This is a genomic window from Massilia sp. CF038, from assembly GCF_900129765.1.
In the GTDB taxonomy this organism is placed as follows: domain Bacteria; phylum Pseudomonadota; class Gammaproteobacteria; order Burkholderiales; family Burkholderiaceae_D; genus Telluria_A.
In genome coordinates this window covers 1343106-1361747 of record NZ_FQWU01000001.1, presented here as the reverse complement: position 1 = coordinate 1361747, position 18642 = coordinate 1343106, and the positions used below count along the sequence as shown (strand labels likewise).

General features: G+C 57.4%; 17 protein-coding genes and 4 tRNA genes. 7 read left to right on the top strand and 14 right to left on the bottom strand.

From position 1 onward, the window contains the following. Positions 1 to 15: 15 nt before the first annotated feature. Positions 16 to 750, top strand: coding sequence for a thioesterase II family protein (locus BUC24_RS06375; protein ID WP_267873469.1), 735 nt, complete (start codon positions 16 to 18; stop codon positions 748 to 750). Continuing rightward, positions 744 to 1760: a porin gene (locus BUC24_RS06370; protein ID WP_083598730.1), complete on the top strand. Its 1017-nt coding sequence runs from the start codon at positions 744 to 746 to the stop codon at positions 1758 to 1760. Before BUC24_RS06375 ends, BUC24_RS06370 begins: the two co-directional genes overlap by 7 nt. On the opposite strand, the gene BUC24_RS06365 is transcribed toward BUC24_RS06370, so the two are convergent. The 3 genes from BUC24_RS06365 to BUC24_RS06355 all read right to left on the bottom strand — a co-directional run bounded on the left by BUC24_RS06365 (position 1757) and on the right by BUC24_RS06355 (position 3880). Next, positions 1757 to 2467: a 4'-phosphopantetheinyl transferase family protein gene (locus BUC24_RS06365; protein ID WP_073213240.1), complete on the bottom strand. Its 711-nt coding sequence runs from the start codon at positions 2465 to 2467 to the stop codon at positions 1757 to 1759. The two genes, BUC24_RS06370 and BUC24_RS06365, sit on opposite strands and share 4 nt — an antisense overlap. Positions 2468 to 2597: 130 nt before the next feature. After that, a complete protein-coding gene (locus BUC24_RS06360; protein WP_073213239.1) occupies positions 2598 to 3053 on the bottom strand; it encodes a cache domain-containing protein in 456 nt (151 codons plus the stop codon). 77 nt (positions 3054 to 3130) lie between these two features. After that, the gene (locus BUC24_RS06355; RefSeq protein WP_073213238.1) at positions 3131 to 3880 is read right to left on the bottom strand and encodes an SDR family oxidoreductase; all 750 of its coding nucleotides are present in this window, start codon (positions 3878 to 3880) and stop codon (positions 3131 to 3133) included. Between the two features lie 98 nt (positions 3881 to 3978). Between BUC24_RS06355 and BUC24_RS06350 the strand changes: the two genes are divergently transcribed. Next, positions 3979 to 4884: an AraC family transcriptional regulator gene (locus BUC24_RS06350; protein ID WP_073213237.1), complete on the top strand. Its 906-nt coding sequence runs from the start codon at positions 3979 to 3981 to the stop codon at positions 4882 to 4884. Positions 4885 to 4912: 28 nt separating this feature from the next. Here BUC24_RS06350 and BUC24_RS06345 read toward each other — a convergent pair whose 3' ends face one another. After that, positions 4913 to 5536, bottom strand: coding sequence for a pyridoxamine 5'-phosphate oxidase family protein (locus tag BUC24_RS06345; RefSeq protein ID WP_073214853.1), 624 nt, complete (start codon positions 5534 to 5536; stop codon positions 4913 to 4915). 597 nt (positions 5537 to 6133) lie between these two features. On the opposite strand from BUC24_RS06345, the gene BUC24_RS06340 reads away from it, so the two are divergent. From BUC24_RS06340 to BUC24_RS06330, 3 genes are all read left to right on the top strand, one after another. Then, a complete protein-coding gene (locus BUC24_RS06340) occupies positions 6134 to 6553 on the top strand; it encodes a hypothetical protein (protein WP_073213236.1) in 420 nt (139 codons plus the stop codon). A 181-nt stretch (positions 6554 to 6734) separates the two neighbouring features. After that, entirely contained in the window at positions 6735 to 7214 is a 480-nt protein-coding gene (locus BUC24_RS06335; RefSeq protein WP_073213235.1) for a DUF5063 domain-containing protein, read from the top strand. A 180-nt stretch (positions 7215 to 7394) separates the two neighbouring features. Next, positions 7395 to 7715: a hypothetical protein gene (locus tag BUC24_RS06330; RefSeq protein ID WP_073213234.1), complete on the top strand. Its 321-nt coding sequence runs from the start codon at positions 7395 to 7397 to the stop codon at positions 7713 to 7715. A 186-nt stretch (positions 7716 to 7901) separates the two neighbouring features. Here BUC24_RS06330 and BUC24_RS06325 read toward each other — a convergent pair whose 3' ends face one another. Beyond that, positions 7902 to 10307, bottom strand: a complete 2406-nt coding sequence (locus BUC24_RS06325; protein WP_073213233.1) for a cellulase family glycosylhydrolase — start codon at positions 10305 to 10307, stop codon at positions 7902 to 7904. A 686-nt stretch (positions 10308 to 10993) separates the two neighbouring features. Between BUC24_RS06325 and BUC24_RS26580 the strand changes: the two genes are divergently transcribed. After that, on the top strand, positions 10994 to 11179 hold the full coding sequence (locus BUC24_RS26580; protein WP_143167403.1) for a hypothetical protein: 186 nt from the start codon (positions 10994 to 10996) through the stop codon (positions 11177 to 11179). A gap of 477 nt (positions 11180 to 11656) precedes the next feature. Here BUC24_RS26580 and BUC24_RS06315 read toward each other — a convergent pair whose 3' ends face one another. The 9 genes from BUC24_RS06315 to BUC24_RS06265 form a co-directional block, all read right to left on the bottom strand. Beyond that, positions 11657 to 12106, bottom strand: coding sequence for a hypothetical protein (locus tag BUC24_RS06315; protein ID WP_143167402.1), 450 nt, complete (start codon positions 12104 to 12106; stop codon positions 11657 to 11659). Between the two features lie 204 nt (positions 12107 to 12310). Continuing rightward, a complete protein-coding gene (locus BUC24_RS06310; protein WP_073214850.1) occupies positions 12311 to 13228 on the bottom strand; it encodes an isoaspartyl peptidase/L-asparaginase in 918 nt (305 codons plus the stop codon). Positions 13229 to 13431: 203 nt separating this feature from the next. After that, positions 13432 to 15627, bottom strand: coding sequence for a S41 family peptidase (locus BUC24_RS06305; RefSeq protein ID WP_073213230.1), 2196 nt, complete (start codon positions 15625 to 15627; stop codon positions 13432 to 13434). 37 nt (positions 15628 to 15664) lie between these two features. Continuing rightward, complete coding sequence (locus BUC24_RS06300; protein ID WP_073213229.1) at positions 15665 to 15973, bottom strand: hypothetical protein; 309 nt, start codon at positions 15971 to 15973, stop codon at positions 15665 to 15667. Positions 15974 to 17347: 1374 nt separating this feature from the next. Beyond that, complete coding sequence (locus tag BUC24_RS06290; protein ID WP_143167401.1) at positions 17348 to 17707, bottom strand: hypothetical protein; 360 nt, start codon at positions 17705 to 17707, stop codon at positions 17348 to 17350. A gap of 438 nt (positions 17708 to 18145) precedes the next feature. Then, a tRNA-Cys gene (locus BUC24_RS06280) sits at positions 18146 to 18219 on the bottom strand. Between the two features lie 62 nt (positions 18220 to 18281). Next, positions 18282 to 18357: transfer RNA gene (locus BUC24_RS06275), tRNA-Gly, on the bottom strand. 44 nt (positions 18358 to 18401) lie between these two features. Beyond that, positions 18402 to 18477, bottom strand: a tRNA-Gly gene (locus tag BUC24_RS06270). Positions 18478 to 18550: 73 nt separating this feature from the next. After that, positions 18551 to 18626: transfer RNA gene (locus BUC24_RS06265), tRNA-Gly, on the bottom strand. Positions 18627 to 18642 lie beyond the last annotated feature (16 nt).

Here is an 18642-nt window from a genome sequence, read left to right as displayed (position 1 = left end):
TCGAGGTATCCCGAAGTGCTTGATTCAACCGCGTTGTCCTTAATATGTTTTCCCCACGCCGGCGGCGGCATGGGGCGCTATCGCAGCTGGCGCGCCAGCCTGCCCGACCAGGTAAAGGTGGTGTTACCCATCCTGCCAGGCCGTGAAGGCCGTCTGCTGGATTTGCCGCACGAGCAGGTCAGCGCGGTCACCGACGAAGTGATGCAGCAGCTCGCTGGCGCACTGGCAGGCACGCGGATTGCAATCGCCGGCCTGAGTTACGGCGCGCTGCTGGCCTACGATCTGGCCGCGCGGCTGGAGGCGGCCGGCCACCAGGTCGAGGCGCTGTTCGTGGCCAGCCAGCGCGCGCCCACCACGGCCGCGCCGGTGTTGAACTGGCACGCCATGGATCAGCAGCATCTGCTGGACAAGCTGCGCCAGATCGATGGTCTGGAAGCGAACATGAATGAGGAATTTCTGGACTTGTTCCTGCCCGTGATTCGTGCCGATCTGCGCGCCAGCGAAACTTATCTGCAAGCGGCCCGGCAAGCGCCGTTGCGCTGCCCGATTTATCTCTACCATGGCAGCGCCGACCCGGCCATTTCCGCTGCTGATGCTGCGCCATGGTGCCGGGAAAGCGGCCAGTTTTTCTCGCGTAGCCTGGAGGCGGGCCACTTCCTGCTTGGTCCCGCAGGCGACGACCTCTGGCTCGAAGCGCTGCAAGCCGATCTGGCCACGCACGTATCAGTGACGGCGGAGGCGGCATGCTAGGCGCGCTGGCCAGAGGCGCCTGTTTGTACGCCGCCTGCGCTGCACCAGCGCTGGCATCGGTGACGGTCAGCGGCGCCGTCGACCTGTATGTGGACCACACGCGCGTGCCCGGCAAGTCCGTTACCAAGCTCGATAGCAGCGGCGAAACCGTGTCGCGGCTTGTGATCCGCGCGGAAGAGCGTATCGACGACGAGACCCGCGTCCTGACCACCCTGGGCGCTGGTTTGCTGCCCGATACGGGCGAGCGCATGGATCCCAACAATCTGTTCAACCGGGTCGCCAGCGTGGCCATCCAGCGCAAGAACCTGCGCCTGTCGCTGGGGCGGCAATTTTCCCCGCACATGCTGCAAATGGGCTACGAATTCGACGTGTTCGGCACGGCCTTCTGGGGAACGCCCTACGCGATCTTCCAGGCCAGCCAGCGCTATTCGAGTATTCCGAAGGCGGTGTCGGTGCAAGGCTGGTTCATGCCGGACAATGCACTGAACCTGCAGCTGATGGTGGCCAAGCGCGACGACAATCCAGCGCGTTTCCCCGAGGGCGAGCAAGTGTTTTTGTCCGGCACCTACGAGCTGAGAAAAGGCTTGCGGGTCGGCGTGACAGCGATTCGCGATCAGCGCTTTTCGCTGGCCAACCCCGACGTTGACGTTCTGTTGACTGGATTTAATTACGACAACGGTAAGGTGCGGCTTACTGCCGCCTTGCAAAACCTCGATTTCAAGCAGAGCGGCGCGCGCACGGTCGAGTACAGCGTGGGCATGGGCTACCAGTTTGCGCCCAACAGCAAGGTGCTGTTGAACTATGCGAAAACGTCGCGCAAGCCGGTTGTGGGCAACACGGCTACTGTGATGGGCGTGGCCTATGTCTACAACCTGTCAAGGACGGTGGCAGCGTACGCTAGTGTGGCCCGGCTGAAAAATGGCCAGGCATCGGCGCTGTCGTTCAGTGAGGCTGTGGAGAACGGTGACGCGACCAGCAGCCTCATTGTCGGCTTTAACCAAAACTTTTAAGCGGCCCTGCGAAAGAGGGTCATCACTTGCCCCGCCTCGGCGGCAAACGCCACCTGGAAGCGGTAACCAGGCTGGTAGAGTCCGCCGAGCGCTTCCATCACTTCAAACCAGAGTGTGCCGGTGGACGCTTCAATGCCGATCAGCGAGATCACGTCAAAGTCCAGTACACGGCCAACCAGTCCATAGATACCTTTGTAAAAGCTTTCCTTGGCTGAGAACGCCAGGGTCAGCAGCGTGTCCATGCCCATTGCGCTGTCGTGAGCGGCGAGCACAAGGCGTTCGCGCGGCATGATGATGGTTTCTTGCAGCGCCGCCGACTGCTGGCCCGAACCAACCGTTTCCACATCCATGCCCACCCCGGCCCAGCGCGCTGCGGGAAGGACAACGGCTGCAGCCATGGCGCCGTGATGGGTAATGCTGCCCGCAATGCCCTGCGGCCAGAGTGGCTCGCGCTGGGCGCCAACGCCGACTTGCCCTTGCGCCACCCCGGCGTCGCGCAAGGCAGCCTGCGCGCACAAGCGTCCATGGAAAAATTCAGCCTGCCGCTTGGGGACGGCGGTGGCGATTTTTGGTGGTAAGTCGATGCCTGCATTACCGAACTGGAGCAGGGAAAAGTGCGCCGGGTCGAAGCGCGTGTGGAATATCTTGCAGTCACTTGTTGGCCAGTGCGTGCAGGTCAGTTCACCGGATGGGGTCGCTGTGAGCATGTACGATGCCGGCCAGCGGCCAGACGTTGTTGATGTGGGCGAATAATAATATAGAAATAGCCGGGCCGGATCGCAGCAAATTAAAGGGAGCAATACGTCGCTTGACACATGCTCCCCCATCACGCACCGTCTATTTCCCCTTGTAGATGCCCGCTTCCAGGATCACGTCGCCTTGCTTGACGAAGTAGGTCGACTTCTTTTCAATTTCGTTCTTGGTCGGGTTGTTATAGCGGTAGTCGACCCAGCCCTTGCCCTCGCTCTTGGCGCGGTCGATGATCTCCTTGCGGAACAGCTTGCCATCGGCGTCCGGCAGTACCACCATGTTTTTACCGACCAGCTTGGGGTTAGTCGGATGCGCCAGTTGCGTGCCGTCCAGCGCCCGCACGGTCAGATAGGTGGTGTCGGTCACGAACTCGGGATTTTTGTTATTGACTTCCTTGACCAGCGCGTCTTTTCCATTCTTTGACAAGTAGGCAGCGCCCTTCTCCACCATGGCGATGGCAGCGTCGGCAGGACTGGCGGCCACGGCCGAAATGGCTGGTAGCAATGTAGCGGTGAGCAGCGCCGTAATGATGGCATTTTTCATGATATCCCCGTCTCCATAGTGATGAGTTCGCCCTTGGGATAGCGGCTGAAGCAACTATACCAGTTCCCCGACACTGCTCAGCCTGCTTCCGACGCCCATTGCAGGGCATCCGCGCCCGCTGGTATCCGCAGCGGCGCCGAGTCATCGTTTGCCGCCCGCCACACCGCTTCCGCAACATCTTTAGACTGCGTACCCGGACCAGTCGATTCCGCCATCCTTGCGATCGTGCGCTTCATATAGTCGCCGTAGATCGCGTTATCCATTCCCTGAAGCCGCGTGCGTGCGGTCTCACGAAACCGTGTTTCGCCCGACGAGCCGGGCAACACCATGTGCACACGGATCCCGAATTGCGCCACCTCACTGGCGAGCGACTCCGAAAATGCGTTCACGGCAGCCTTGGCAGCGCGATAAACCCCAACCAAAGGCAGTGGCTTGTAGGTCACGCTTGACGTCACGTTAATAATCACGCCTGACTGGCGCTCACGCATTTGGGGCAACACGGCTTGCGTCACTGCCATGGTTCCGAAGGTGTTGGTCTCGAAAAGTGCACGCACCGCCTCCATACTGGTCAACTCGAAGGGCGACGGCGCCCCGAATCCTGCATTATTGACCACCACATCGATTGGACCCGCCGCTTCGATTGCGCGGTGCACACTTTGCAAGTCAGTCACATCAAGCTGGAGTACTTGCAAGTTCCGGGATGGCGGAAGGAGGTCCAATTGCGGCGTGCGCATGGTGGCAAGCACGCGCCAGTCGCGCTCGAGGAAGTAGCGTGCTGTCTCAAGACCGAAGCCAGAGGAACTGCCAGTAATCAGGATGGTTTTCATAATGAGCGATTCGTGAAGTTGAACAAGCTATGACGATAGACCGCCTTGCCACTACTTGCTACACTGCTCAGTCCACTTATTTTTAGCGAGAGTCCAGATTGACTGATCCGCTTGCCGAGGTGGTTGCGCTACTCCAGCCAACTGCCCGCTTTTCGAAACACATCGTGGGCGCAGGCCAATGGCAGAGCCGCCGGTCCGATGCCGGACAGCCCTTCTACTGCGTTGTGCTGGAAGGCGGCTGTCGCCTCGCCCTTGACGGGCATGACCCCATCGTGCTCCAGGCGGGCGACTTTGCCCTGATCCCGGCAGCTTTTGGCGTGTCCATGTCGAGTCTTGTCCCGCCTGCAAGCGAAATCCAATCAGCGCCAGTCGCATTGGGACAGGGCTTGTTCCGCATAGGGACGCAAGACGGTCCGACGGACCTGCGCATTCTGGCCGGTCACTGCAGTTTCGGCTCGCCCGACGGTGGACTGCTGGTCTCCTTACTTCCAGCGCTTGTTCATGTTCGAGGTGAACCTCGGCTGGCACTCCTTGTCCGACTGTTGAACGACGAGTCGCTGGAACAACGGCCAGCGCGTGAGGTTGTACTCGCGCACCTGTTGGAGGTCCTGCTCATCGAGGCTTTGCGGTCGACATCGGGGACGGCAGCGTCGCCAGGTTTGGTGCGCGGTCTGGCCGATATTCGCTTGTCCGCTGCAATACGCGCGCTGCACAAGGACCCGACACGCGCCTGGACCGTGGTGGATCTGGCTAAGGAAGCGGCGCTATCGCGCTCAACATTCTTCACGCGGTTCCAACGCATGGTTGGGGTGACGCCGATGGCATACCTTCTCAGTTGGCGGATGGCGCTCGCAAAAGATCTACTTCGGCGACATTCCGCGGGTGTTGCTGAAATTGCGGAGCGGGTGGGATACGGTTCGACGAGCACGTTCAGTGTCGCCTTCTCGCGGCACGTCGGATGCACGCCTACGCAGTTTGCGAAAGACAAAACTTTGGCTGCGTGAGCTGGTATCGCTCTGAACGCTATCGGGATCAATAAAGCGTGGTTGATAAACGCCCGGGCAAATCGGCATCATATTTTTGACCATCAATTTCGCCACTGCTCAAATCCCCCAAGATTGTTCCCGGGCTCGGCACATCCCCACGATGCCGGTGCTTGGATAGGTCCCACAGATGGGAACGAAGTATCGCACGCGAGCACTGGAAAAACACCGCGTTGACTTTCACGACCAATACGGAAAGCGGCAATTTGCCATCGATAATGAAAGTTGAAAGCAAACCTGGGTCGACGTGAATTGATGCAGTACCGTTGACGCGCAAGGTTTCTCCAATCCCTGGTATCAAAAAGATCAGCGAGACCCGGGGATCGTGCAGGACATTGCGCAAGCTATCCATGCGATTGTTCCCGCGACGATCGGGAAGCAGCAAGGTCAATTCGTCGTGGACCCGGACAAAGCCGGCGGGGTCACCTCGGGGCGACACATCGAGACCGTCCGATCCGCTTGTCGCCAGCAGGGCAAACGGCGCCGCCTCGATGAATTTTCGATAGTGTGGATGAATGTATGCCACTTCTTTTTTTATCGATGCCGCAGCAGGCTTGCCGTAAATCCCTTCAAGCGCGGCGATATCCGAAACAATGTGGCTGTCAAGCTGGATCAAGCTCTACTCCCTTTGCTGATTGATGGGTTCTTGCGGTTGCAAAAGAACTTCGGCGAGCGGAAAGCACCCGACTTCGTCAAGTACAATAGCCTGCATTTGGTTAAAGGTGCGCAGACCCGAATGGCGAGACTACACGATATAGAAATCCGCGAAAGCCAGGTAACTTATTCGAACAAGCGAGGCTGGTTTTTTCACGCCACCGGACATCATGTCCGCGCGCTGCTCTTGCACTTCCTTTTCCGCACATGCATGGCTACGTTGCGTACCCGGCTTGGCATTCCTTGCGTGCGTCAGGCATAGTGAGATAGAGACGCTAAACATCGAGGTGCACGCTACAGTAGCCATGATGGAACTCATTGAGAGTCGCTGTTACAAAGCCCGGATGGTATTTTGGTTTGACGTTTGAGATCGTGCGAACGACCCCGTTAAGGCGCAAACTGAACTGTCCCCCAACCGACTCTATGGACTACAAACGCGCCCTTCTTGGGAATCGCGGACGAAGTCTCGTTAACACGGGCATTTAAGAAATAATGGCACCGGAATCATTTCTGATGTCCGTGCTCTGCCAGAAGCACCTACAGAAAGAGAACGTAAATGGCGTATCAATTTGCTGGATTCCTCGCCCCATCAGATGGCGAGATCATCAATTCTTCAGCGCTCCCAGCTGAGTCCCTTATCCGGCGAATCACGACGCCTTTTGTCGGGGTGGGCATCAGACTTCCCTCTTTAGTAGGAATGACGCCTTCTGCAGATGAAATTAACGCCCTCGCCGCTGCGACTGGAATTGCGCAAGCGAAGTCTTGGCTATATCTGGCTTATGACACGTGGGGAAACATTGACTCGGTCTATGCCCTCGGCGTTCAAGACGGCAAACAATTCGGTCCGATCGACGACTCTAATTCACAAACAGTTGAGACTACCTTTGTCGACGTTATGGCACGCATCGGTGTCGACGCCAAGAATGCACTCCAATTTAGTCCGTTTGTCCGCGGTTTCTGGGCGCCACAAGCATAGTGGACTATCGCATTTGTGCGTTTTTCTGGATGTGCCGAACGTTGGCTTTGGGGCGTCAACCGCCGGCTAGCGCCGTCATGCTGTCAACGACAATCGGCAGTCATCGGGCCAACAGCGGCCACGAGCCGACATGTTATAACGAGTCGACCTTGTACTTACTAGAAAAAGTGACGCGCAAAATATGACATCTATAGATGATTTCGCTATCGCAGTACGCGGCTTCTGCGATTGGGCTGAGTTGGCTGCGTCAGCAACGACCGCGAAGTCCGAAATGTTGCTCGCAAGGCGGCACCTCTCGACGCTCTACGCCATGGCAGCGAATTTGCCCGAGTGCGAATGCGAATGGGTGGACAGTACGCTCACACGGAACGATTGGACGGTCACCTTCAAACGTTTCGGTCAGCTACCCGTTGGATACTACGGAACGATTTGTAATCCTTTGGAAGTTCCCGCCGCGGAGTCCGCACTTGGGGATCTTGCAGATGATCTCGCCGACATTTGGCGCGATCTAAAGAAGGGTCTATTCTTGTTCGATGCAGGTGACCGTGCGGCGGCCGCCTCTCAATGGCAAGAATCGTTCACCATACATTGGGGCGACCACGCAGCAAATGCCCTAGCCGTCGTTCATTTTTGGATCGGGCAAAACAGGTACACGGATTAGCACCTTGGGTTTGCAGAACTCGGTGAGCCGATTGGCGAGAGTCGGCGGAAGTCGACAGGAAGCCGACGTAAGCTAGGTGACTTCTGCTCATGGTGTTTTGGGGAGCATCCAGTTGCGCGAATAGGAGAGCATCGCGATCACAATGCGCCATTTCAACGACCGTCGCACTATCTGGATAGTATGAAAGACCTGAAAGAACTTCTGAAATTTTTATTAGTGATCTTCGTGCTAATTGGCTCGTTCGCCGTCTGGTCGTGGTGGGATGTGAGGAGCGTGCGTGGATTCTGCGGCGACGCCAAGCCGGGTACGCTTGTGATAGCCCTTCCATCGCTCGCGGAAAATCATCACCTCGATACGCACTGGGTGCGTAGTAAGGTAATTGATAAAGAGAAAGGAGCGTGGATCATATTCCTACCGGCAAAAACTACATTTGGTGATGTTGTATGTAAAATTGAACACGACAACACCGTAGTACTAAGCTCTAGAATGGACGGAATCTGAAAGTGCGCGACGATGCAAAAAAATCCGACTGGGGGCTGCACGAAGGCGTACAAGCGACCATTCGCGAACGTTAGCAGGCTCGCGTGAATGAATCCATCGTACCGTCCGGTGCATGGCGTTGTAGCAGCCACAGCAGTTTGACGTCCCGCTGCTACGCCTCGCCGCACCCGGACGGTTTTGCCATTATTATTGGGCACTCACCTTCAGCCAGTTCAGATTCCACTCCTTGCCGACGGACTTCAGACGCAGTGTGTGCTCGCCGGTAGTCAGGGCGACGGGAACACTGGTCTGCGTGACCCAGGTCTGCCAGCCACCCGTGTTGGGCACAGCCATCGCACCGACAGCTTTCACACCATCCACCCAGACCTCGAAGCCAGCACTGCCGTTGGCGCTCGCAACACGGTAGTCGATGGTGAAGTTGCCAGCAGTCGCAATACTGATCTTGTATTCAACGTAGTCGTCAGCATCAAAGTGGCCTAGGTTCAAGCCGCCACCAGTATCGCTGCAGGTCTCCGTCTGGATGCCGCTCATGGCGGTAAAGGCTTCGGCCTGAAGCGTCGCCGGCACCGCGACGGACTTGATGGTCGTGCTCGCAACGTCACTGTAGAAGCTCTCATTGGCAGCTGCGACAGCCGTCACAACGTAGAAGTAAGTGGCGTCAACCGCAGCAGTCGTATCCGTAAACGTGGCCGCAACAACCTTGTCGGCCAATTTTACGTAGTTGCCTCCCATGGTGGTGCTTCGATAGACGTTGTAGCCGATGACCTTCGCCTCCGGTACGGCGTTCCAAGCGAGCACATTGCCTCCCACCCCTTCTGTCAGCTTCAAACCGGCAGGTCGCGCCGGCAGATTGAAGACCTCGGGAGCGGTTGGGCTGATCAACCATTTGACCAAGCCCGGGTGCGCTTCGTAGGGCTGGGTTGCATAGCTCTTGAACAGCGTCTCGATTTCGGCCACCGTTGCGGTGGTGAAGTCCACTTTGCCGTTCATGTCGATGACGTCTTTGCCTGGGAGCGGTGGCTTGTCGAGCAGATACATCTCGGCCCAGGTATTGGTGCTGCCGTTGTCCTTGAAGACGCCGCTCAAGGTGTATGTTTTGCCGCCTTGCAGCGTAATCGCTTGATAAACGCCACCATTGATAGCGCCAGTGATGCCGGCGGGACGAGCGATGCGCAGGACAGTACCATCACTACCTGCCGGGCTCTTTCCAGCAGTCTTGTCGTTGAAGTTCAGGGAAAGAGTGCCATCGATAGCAAGTGTCGTCCAATCGGTATTTGAGCCAAAATCGCCATTCTTGATGACCTCGGCGCTGGTAGCGGTGTCGATGATGCTGATCTTGTCGAAGCTCACATCAGGGTCGCTTCCGTCCAGGGCGCCGCTCTTGATGATGAAGTAGTACGTTTTGGGACCGCTACCGCCGACCTTGATGGTAGTGACGTTTTTCGCGCAGGCGTTAGCAAAGCTGGCATCCCAGCCGGCGCAGTCCCATGTGCTGGCCTTGGCGACCAGGCCGACGCCCGTGTCAAAGTTGGCATTCACCGCATTGGTCACCATTCCCCACGTGCCATTGCCCGTCCCGCCTGCTGGGCTGACCACTTTGTACGACCACGAGGTCGATGCCCAACCGTAGCTGGCAAACGTGTCGTAGGTTGCCCTGCCGATTTGTCCACCCAGTTCCACGCCAGCGCCTTGCCAGGGCTGAAACTCGCCCATGAGCAAGGGAATTTTCAGGTCGCTCAGCTGCTTGTTGTACGCGCACACGCCCGCTGCGCCGGTCTGTCCGCACAGCAGCCAGTCGCGGTGTACCATGTAGGGAGTGTCGCCAGGCCGGTCGCCGAACAAGCCGGGATACGGATGCAGCTCGAAGGCAACGTTGGTGAACCCCTTGTCGGTCGGATTGCCGTAAGCATCAATGCTGCCATAGTGGCTGGGCAGCAGGACGATGTGCTTAGGATCAATGGCCCGAATGACTTTGTACAGCTCCTCGACGCGCGTGGCCATGGCGTCGGGCGTCGAACCCCACGGCTCGTTGAGCGGGTCGTAGGCCGCGACCACCGGTTCATCCTTGTACCTGGTTGCAATCTGTTGCCACAGCCAGCGCGTACGTTCCTGGGCGTCCGCATCAGTCCAGTATTTGTTTTGCCCGGCGCATCCTGTGTGATCGTTTGGCGTTTGTCCGCCTGCGGCGCCGTGCAGATCGAGAATGACGTAGATGCCGCGCTTTTTTGCTTCGGCGATACTCCAGTCGATGTATTTCCAGGCATCCGCGCGCAAGGTCTTTGGCTTCTTCTCGTCCTCGATGACGCTCCACAAGATGGGCAAGCGCACCACGTTGAAGCCAAAGGCCTTCAGCTGATCCCAGTCGCGCCCGCTCATCCAGCTGTCGCGGAACAGTTTGATCAGGCGCTCCTTCTCCTCATAGCCGAAGCGCTCGGTCAGTTTTGCCTCCAGCGTGCACTGGTCGGTCACACCGTTGCCGCCCTGGCCCATCATCCAGAACTCTTGCACCAGCCAGTTCCCGAGGTTGGTGCCCTTCAGCAGAACTTGCTTTCCGTCGGCGTCAACCCACTTTGTGCCATCGGACTTCAACATGGGCGGGCTTGGAGCGGGAGTTGGAGTGGGAGTGGGCGTGGGAGACGGTGCCGGGCCGGGGGTAGTGCCCGATGGACTGCCGCCGCCACAACCGCCCAATAGTGCCGTTGCCATCAGACCGCCCAGCAGCGCACCTCGCGCGGTGCTGGCGAATGGCGCGGCCCAGCTGCTAGTGCAATATTTGTTCCGCATGCTGACCATCGTTTTATCTCCGTTATGTTTTTGTTGGAAGCGCTTCCATTTTAGTATGTTGCATGTTGTGTTCCATGTCAATCGCGACACGAGGCGAAGTTTTCCCATGCGAAACTGCAGTAGTTGCCAGGCTTGATGCTTGTCCTATCGGGCACGCTGTCAAATGATCGCGCCGCCGCTTTTTTGCAGTTTCGATTTTGTCGTGATTAAATTGGCGCGTGCGATGCAGCACATGACTTTAAACAATCGACCTGTCGAGACGAAAATACACCACGAAGTAGTCAGCGTTGACGAGTGCGATCGAGTCGTCGTGTTCTGTCGAATCGACGGAACGTACGGATACATGGAGTTCAAGAACGCGGGGACGGCGGCCAACCCGGAGTGGCAAGAGAGCAGCCGCGCCGTACATGCCGGGATGGATACAGTGTCCGAAGTGTCAAATTCGTTTCTCGCTGCAGATTCAGACCGCTGGGGGAGCGGCAGACACCTCACCTGTGGACAGCGCATCCTCGTCGACCATAACTCTGAGCAGTAAATCAGTTTCGGGGGCGCTGGCGCCGTCGATCCCGGCCTCGCCCGAGCGCCAAACCATTGTCACGCTGACCTACGCGGTGGTGGTGTTTTCGATTTTGGCGCAAGGTGGCTCGATCGGCCCGCTGGTGCGGCGCTGGATTCGCTAAGCACAAAGTGTCCGCCGCGCTCGAATCTGAACAACACCAGTAAATGCCTGTGACTGCCGCGCGCCTACTTGAGCATGCGGCCATCCTTTGAAATCGCCCGGGCGGCTGCGCGGTCCAACGTTACCCAGGTATGACGCCGCGGGTCTGATGGCTGACGCGACTACCTCGACCAGTCTGTACTAATCACGGACATGCATTTGCTCATCTTGCGAGAAATCGGGGCTCTTTTTTGGTCGCAGGGCTGCTTGGCTTTCTGCGAAACGCCGCCGTATCAAGCACCCGAAGAATCACATGATCAGGAACGGCGAGATGCAGTAAGTACTTTTCCGCTGCCGCGCGCCCTTCCACCGCGCACATTTGTATTCCAGATTCGACGCTGTGAGCCTGTGCCATATTTGTTCGCGTTTTCATGTTCCACCTTTGCTCCAGGAAGATTGCATACACGGGTGCGTAGTATTGCAGCTGCGCAAAATCTCTTCAGGGTTTTTTGCCGCGTCGCTTAGTGTCCTGAGAGACAGTATCCGATGACAGGTTTTTCATGAGAATGTCGAGCACTTCACGCAGGACCGTCTGACCGATCGGTGACAGATGGTTAAAGTCGCGCAACAAGAGCAGCTCTTGCGTGCGAAGCGAGGGCACAGGCTGTTTTTCCGTGAAATCAGAATTTTCGGCATCGCCATACAATAGCCATGAGGCATGTACGCCAAGCCAGCTTGCCAGGATCACTAATCGCTCATGCGTGGGAATCGCATCGCCCCCCAGCCACTTACGTACGGCATGCGTTGTGACCGTAGCACCGTCAGCACGCAAGTTGAATTCCTGCGCCACCGTGGACGCTCTGACGGGAACCTTCGCTGCACGCAACGCGGCCTGAAGGCGATCGCGGAAGTGCAGCCGTTCATCCGAAGCAATTTTTGAATCCATCAAGCAAATAGTCCTTCCTATCGGTCTGAATACACGACAGCGTAGTGAAGGAGAATTTCAACACAATTTGTCACATCACTTGTTGAATCTTGGTTGCAAAGTTGCGCTACCAGAGAGGAAAGCGAAAATGGAGTCCCGCAATTCAGGAATTGCCGGACGACGTGATGAATTCACGGGCGGGTGCTTGCTCGCTCACTAGTCATGCAATTACCCAGCAGTGCCACGGACGATCGCGTGAGGCATGTCCGCGTTGGCACATGCCCCGGCCTCGGTCGCAGAAACGGCAATCAATCCGACTGGAACATCAGCGGGGAAAAGCGCAATGCCGCGGGCGAGGGCTTCGGCCACGCTGACGCCTTCGCTGATCCAGTGATACACCCGGACGGCCAGTAGAGTGCGGATCATATACTCACCCACACCAGTCGCGGCAACCGCACCAAACGTGCCTGCGTAAAAGCCACATCCCACCAGTGGAGTGTCACCAACACGGCCCAGCAATGAGGGCGCGGAGCCGCCTGTGGAACCCGCCACGGCGAACCCACCGTCATGGTCGCGGACCACCGCGCCTACCGTATCGGTTGCTGATGGAATACGAAACCTTGGCGCATCGGCGTAATTCCAGAATTTAAGAAAGTCGCCATTTGCTACACCGGGCATGGCAGCGTCGTCACTTTCCAGCTTTGCCATCATCTCGCGGTATTGTTGACGGGCATGCTCGCTGACCTTGTCATATGGCGCATGCCCCATTGCGCGCGCGAAACGTACCGCACCTTCCCCACCAATGAGGCAATGTGGTGTATCTGCAATTTGCCGAGCCACCAAAACAGGATTTTTCACGCCGCGCAGCAAGGTCACCGCACCGAGGCGGCCCTGCGTATCCATCACGCACGCGTCCATTTCAATCGTCTTGCCATCAAGCCCAAGCGCCGCGCCCGTGCCTGCATTGAAGCGGCCATCGTTTTCCATCGATACCACCGCTGCCACGGCAGCGCTCAACGCAGCACCGCCCTCATTCAGGTCGCAACGCGCCGCATCTGCCGCGACAATACAACCATCATTTAAACCACTTCCCGCACCCGCACCGCCATGGACCACGATCGCACATTCTGGACGACTAGTTCGCATATCAGTTCCCCTAAAAAGCATCTCCGCAAGTATGCAAACAATGCCGGGGTCAGTCCCGGCAATCGTCCTTCAGCTCAACAATGCCGGGGTCAAAATGCCGGGGTCAGTCCCGGCAATCGTCCTTCAGCTCAAACGGCAGGAACAAATTGAAACCCTACACAAAAAAATAGTCCACGCATCGGTGGGCTATTCTTGTGTCACGCCTATCGGGCTTGCTCCCCCATCGCATGCGCCCGCTCCAGCACTTCGTCACGCCCGGCCCGGATACCGTCCAGGGTCGGTGCGACATGTACATGGGGCGTCACGCCGACACGCTGCAATTGGGCGCCATCTGCATGGGTGACTTCGTAACCGGAAAACGAGACATACACCCAGCCAGGCAGGGCAATTTGCCGCAGGTCACCATCGGCCCCTGCGCTCGGTGTCCCAACAAATGTGATGGGCGCTACCGCCTCCAAGTCCAAAGCCAGGTCCTCAGCCTGGCTCTGGGTACGTTCGTCGATCAGCATGATCACTTTTCCCCGGTAGAGCGGTGCCGTGGCCGGTTCAAATACAGATGGGAACGCCAGCTGAACGCCTTTGCCAAGCGGCATTGCCGTCACGAGATTCTGGAAACTGACGGCGCCTGTGGCCGCCGCGAGGACATTCAGGCGCGGCGCGATTGCATGGGCCACACCGTGAGGATAGCCACGCATGTCAAAGATCACGGCCCGCGTGTTCTTGATCGTCTCGAACATGGCGTCAACCTCCGACGGCATCAGCCGATCCAGGTCGACGTACCCAACATTGCCATCCAGGACTTCGACACTCGGCCTTGCGGTGCGCAGCGGACCCTCGTCCATGGCCGCGCCGCGGCGCAGCGTGAGTCGCCGCACTTGACCATCCGCGCCTGCCAGGTCAAGCGAAACGATGCCATCAATCGGGCCGAGAAGCACTCGTGCGATGGTCTTGCGGATCTTGCCTGCCGCCGTAGAGGCGGCGATCCGGGGCGCCAGGCGCGAGACGCGCTCGCCAAATTGTTCGCCGTCAATTGCCATCACTTCGTCGCCGATATGCACAGTGCCGGTAGACGCTAACGCCGTGTCGGCAAAGCCCGTAACCACAAAGCGGCCCTCGACATGGTCAATGCGCACACCCAGGATGCCCTTGCCCCGGCCCAGGTTCAGTGCCCGGCTGTAGACGCCCACGTGACTATCGTCGAGTTTGGCGGCCATGTCTTCCAGCGCCCGCCCGTACTCATGTGCATCGCGCACGTCTTCCATGCGCTCAAGGCAGGTGGCCAGCGCCTCGTCCCAAGACGTACTCATCCACCGCTTGGCTGGAAAATGCCGATCCATCACGGCCCACAGCTTGATCGCTGCCAGCCTCCGCCAGGCCAGGGCAGGATAGGCCATATCGCGATATTCCGGTTCGTCGCGACGCACTGGAAACGCCGCGGCCTCGTTCTTGACAGTGCCAGCGGCGCGCCGCTTGCTGCCCAACAGACGCAGCGCTGCCCGCACCGGTCCACTGGCGGCACCGACACCACGATCCTGTGCCAGCACGACATCGGCGGCAACCCGCACGCGTCCGGCGCGCGACACCAGCTCGCCCGCACTGAACTCCACGGTCATGCCACCCATGTGCACCGTTTGCAGCGGGCCGCTGCGAATGTGGGTCGCCCCTTCCGCGACGATCTGCGCCCGTCCCGCCCGTTGCAGGGCCAAAATGGCTTTCGGCACCGGCTCGCTGTCGTTGACAATTACCACCATCGGACATGCCTTGCTGCCGGCGATCGGCACCAGCAGGTCCGCCTCGGTCGTGATGAACGCGCCAGGCAAACCCTCCCAGCCTTCGATGCTGGGGCGCGGTCCGGAAGCCAGGCGGTAGCGCAGTGCCGGCAGTTCCACCGTTTGATCAATGAAGCGCGACAAAAGGGCCTGCAGCGAACGCTCCCACCCTCTGTGGCGCGCGCCGGTGGCAGGACGCAAGTCGAGAATGAGTTTGCGGGCACTGCCCAGCTTGTCAAAGCGGGCCAGCTCGATCGGCTGCCCCCCATGCAAATGCAGCAGCGCGACAGCCCCAGGCAACCATTCCACATCGGGCCTGCCTGCCGGCCAGTTCAGCAGCGCCGGGACTTCGGCTGCATGGATGCGCAAGGAAGCATCGCCCAGTGGCGCCATGAGCCGGGCCACTGCCGCCGTCGAGGCTGGCAGATCGTCGGCACCCGCCAGCGCTGGCATGGCATCGACCAAGGCCTGATCCCAATCGATCCGGCCATCGGCCAGCGCGGGATGGGTATATTTCACGGTGCTCCAGAGGCGGGCGGTATCGACCAGAGCCTCGTTGGCAGCGTGCGCCTGGCTGAATATGCCGCTGGCAAGCAGCAAGGCAAACAGAAGTTTGACATGCTCAAACATGGCGTGCGTATCCCAATGCGTGGTCCTTGCGCGCTGGTTACAGATCAATTTCCTTGGGCCCGTCGACACTAAGCCCACCACGAGCTCGCTCCTGGTCTTCACTATCTGCACCGTCCTCGTCACAGTCTCGCAGCTCTTCCGGCTCCAAATCCGGGAAATCCTTGAAGACGCGCATCATAATATCCATGTAAAAGGTACCGAGTACTTGACCAACACTTTTCCTGAACTTTAGATATTCCGGGTCTGCTTCACCGCAATCTTCTCTGTAGTCGTAGGTAATCGCATTTAAATCCGCGCTTATCTGCAAAAAAGCCTTTGTTAAATACTCAGCGTTTTCCCGTTTCATTTTGACTCCGATTATTACCTCACTCACAGCCAGACCTTGGGTCTGGAATTTGCGTAGGTATTGCGGATGGGAGCGGTGGCAAATTGAACCGCTACAGACAAAAAAATAGCCCATGCATCGGTGGGCTATTTTTATTCTGGAGGCGAGGACGGGAACCGAACCCGTCTAAACGGCTTTGCAGGCCGTTTCCCCTCCTCTTGAATCATCTAGTTAGGCGATCACCACACTTTCAGCCTCTTGAGCTCGGTCAAAAACAGCTTCCACCAATCGTTTGGCGGGGACCGTCTCCGCCTAGCCCCCCGACGAATGACACAAAAATTGACTCCTTTACCCATGCGCCTACCCACGCGCAGCTACAACACTTCTTAAACCATATAAATTCATTATGACGCGGTCGCCTACCCGGCGGCTGGATGACGCTTGAAGGTGTGCGCCCATGACTCCGCACATACCTGCGAGGTGCCCTAATCCATCGCTCGCCACTCGTTCAAGGAAAACCGTTGCTGGACGACGGTTGCGTAATAGGATGTAACCGTATTTAAATCGAACTTTGGGGCCAATCTAAAACGAATAAACGAGATCGCCAACACTGCACTAATTCTACCTAGCATGCGAAATTCTTTAATATCATTCTCTGAAAAATTTTCGAATGATGCAACTTCACTGCTCTCTGACTCGAGAACTTGTCGCCCAAGGACCATGCATATCTTGGAGTGCAATTCAAAACTCAACTTCGCAAAATCCATTTTACTCTCGCGAATAACTTCAATAAAAGAACGTCCTACATCAAAAGTAGATGTTCGTTCGCGCCGCCTATGGAGATAGCACGCCGGCAACAGCGGTGACTACACAACGGCTGGGCTAGCCGTTGTGCTGTCAGAAAAATCAGCAGGTTACGGTCGATAAAATCTTCGAGGCGCCTGCTCCTTCGAATACAATCGGCAGCGATCGGCCACAAGCGGAGCTTGGTTCTCATTTTACTCATGCGGCTTCCAGCCTCTAATTACTAGTAGCGTTTCCCAATAGCGTTATGGCAACTAATATGTACGCAAGTTTTGCAAGGGTAGTCGCTGACATTGCAGTTTTCTGTGAATTCACTGACTCGGTGAAATTTTCTGTAAGAGTTCGAAATTCACTAGCGAAAAGCGCCAAATTTTTGCTGGAGAGGCCGCCTCTTCATGTCCGGGCCTGTTTCGACTCGGCAGCACAGACCCTGTACTTCCATATTCGGGCACGCAGTGCGGTTCACGCTATGCCACGGCGTTCTCATAAATCGCGCAAGACATCCTGCCATGGCACGGAACTCGGCAACTCCATGACAGATCCGTTTCGTAACCCAAGAAATGGCCCGTACCGGCAAGCGCGTTCTGGGCGCTATTTACTTCGCGCAAAACAGACTATCCCTTCGCCATCGAGACAGATCTTTTGCGATGGCCCTTCAATTGTCGCTTTCCAGAAGCCATTCCCTGCTCGCGGATCGGTTCCTTCCCAAATGATTCCAGAGAAAGAAATCGAACTTCCTGTCCCGTCTTCGTCTTGCCAATGCCCTCGAATTTCGTTGGTCTGCCTACCCGGCTCGCTGACTTTCAGGGAATAGTTACCATCACCTTGAACCGCCAGCGTGATTGACTTCCCTGCGGTATCAAGCAAATACGTGCCGACCGGGGTGATAGGTTGCTTCGAGCACCCCGTCACGGCCGCCACTAGGACCACCAGTATCATCAACCGTTTCATCGCTTCACCTCTTCGGTCAAAGAATAGGTCTGCCGCATGTTCCCGAACGGCGCTGCCGTCCCACGCTCCCAAGCAGGACCAATCCCATAAAGGAATGACTTCATGCTCGAATTGTTGCTGAGCTCGAACCTGATCTGCTCATCCCTTACAGGGAGGATGTCGATGCGATAACTACCAACAAATTGCTGCGTTGGATTCAACCCGGCGTACCATACATAGTCTGCGAGTCCAAATTCGCCTTTGCGCAACACCGGGGTCAGTCCCGGCAATCGTACTTCAGCCCGAACGCAACACCGGGGTCAGTCCCGGCAATCGTACTTCAGCCCGAACAACACCGGGGTCAGTCCCGGCAATCGTACTTCAGCCCGAATGGCAGCAGCAAATTGAAACCCCTACAGACAAAAAAATAGCCCACGCATCGGTGGGCTATTTTTATTCTGGAGGCGAGGACGGGAATCGAACCCGTCTAAACGGCTTTGCAGGCCGCTGCATAACCTCTTTGCTACCTCGCCAGAGGACTTGCGCTACTCCTTGCGGAGTAAAAAAAAGGAAGCCAGGCTTCCCTTTTGAATTCTGGAGCGGGAGAAGAGTCTCGAACTCTCGACCTCAACCTTGGCAAGGTTGCGCTCTACCAACTGAGCTACTCCCGCATTGGAGCCTTACATTTTTACCACTTTTGCCTGCCCAGATAATCTGGAGCGGGAGAAGAGTCTCGAACTCTCGACCTCAACCTTGGCAAGGTTGCGCTCTACCAACTGAGCTACTCCCGCATTTTGCAAGACAACGATTATCGCAGAAACCGACCAGCATTCCAAGGATAACCTACGACATGCTCCAAATTTCTGGAGCGGGAGAAGAGTCTCGAACTCTCGACCTCAACCTTGGCAAGGTTGCGCTCTACCAACTGAGCTACTCCCGCGTCGTCACAACAGGCA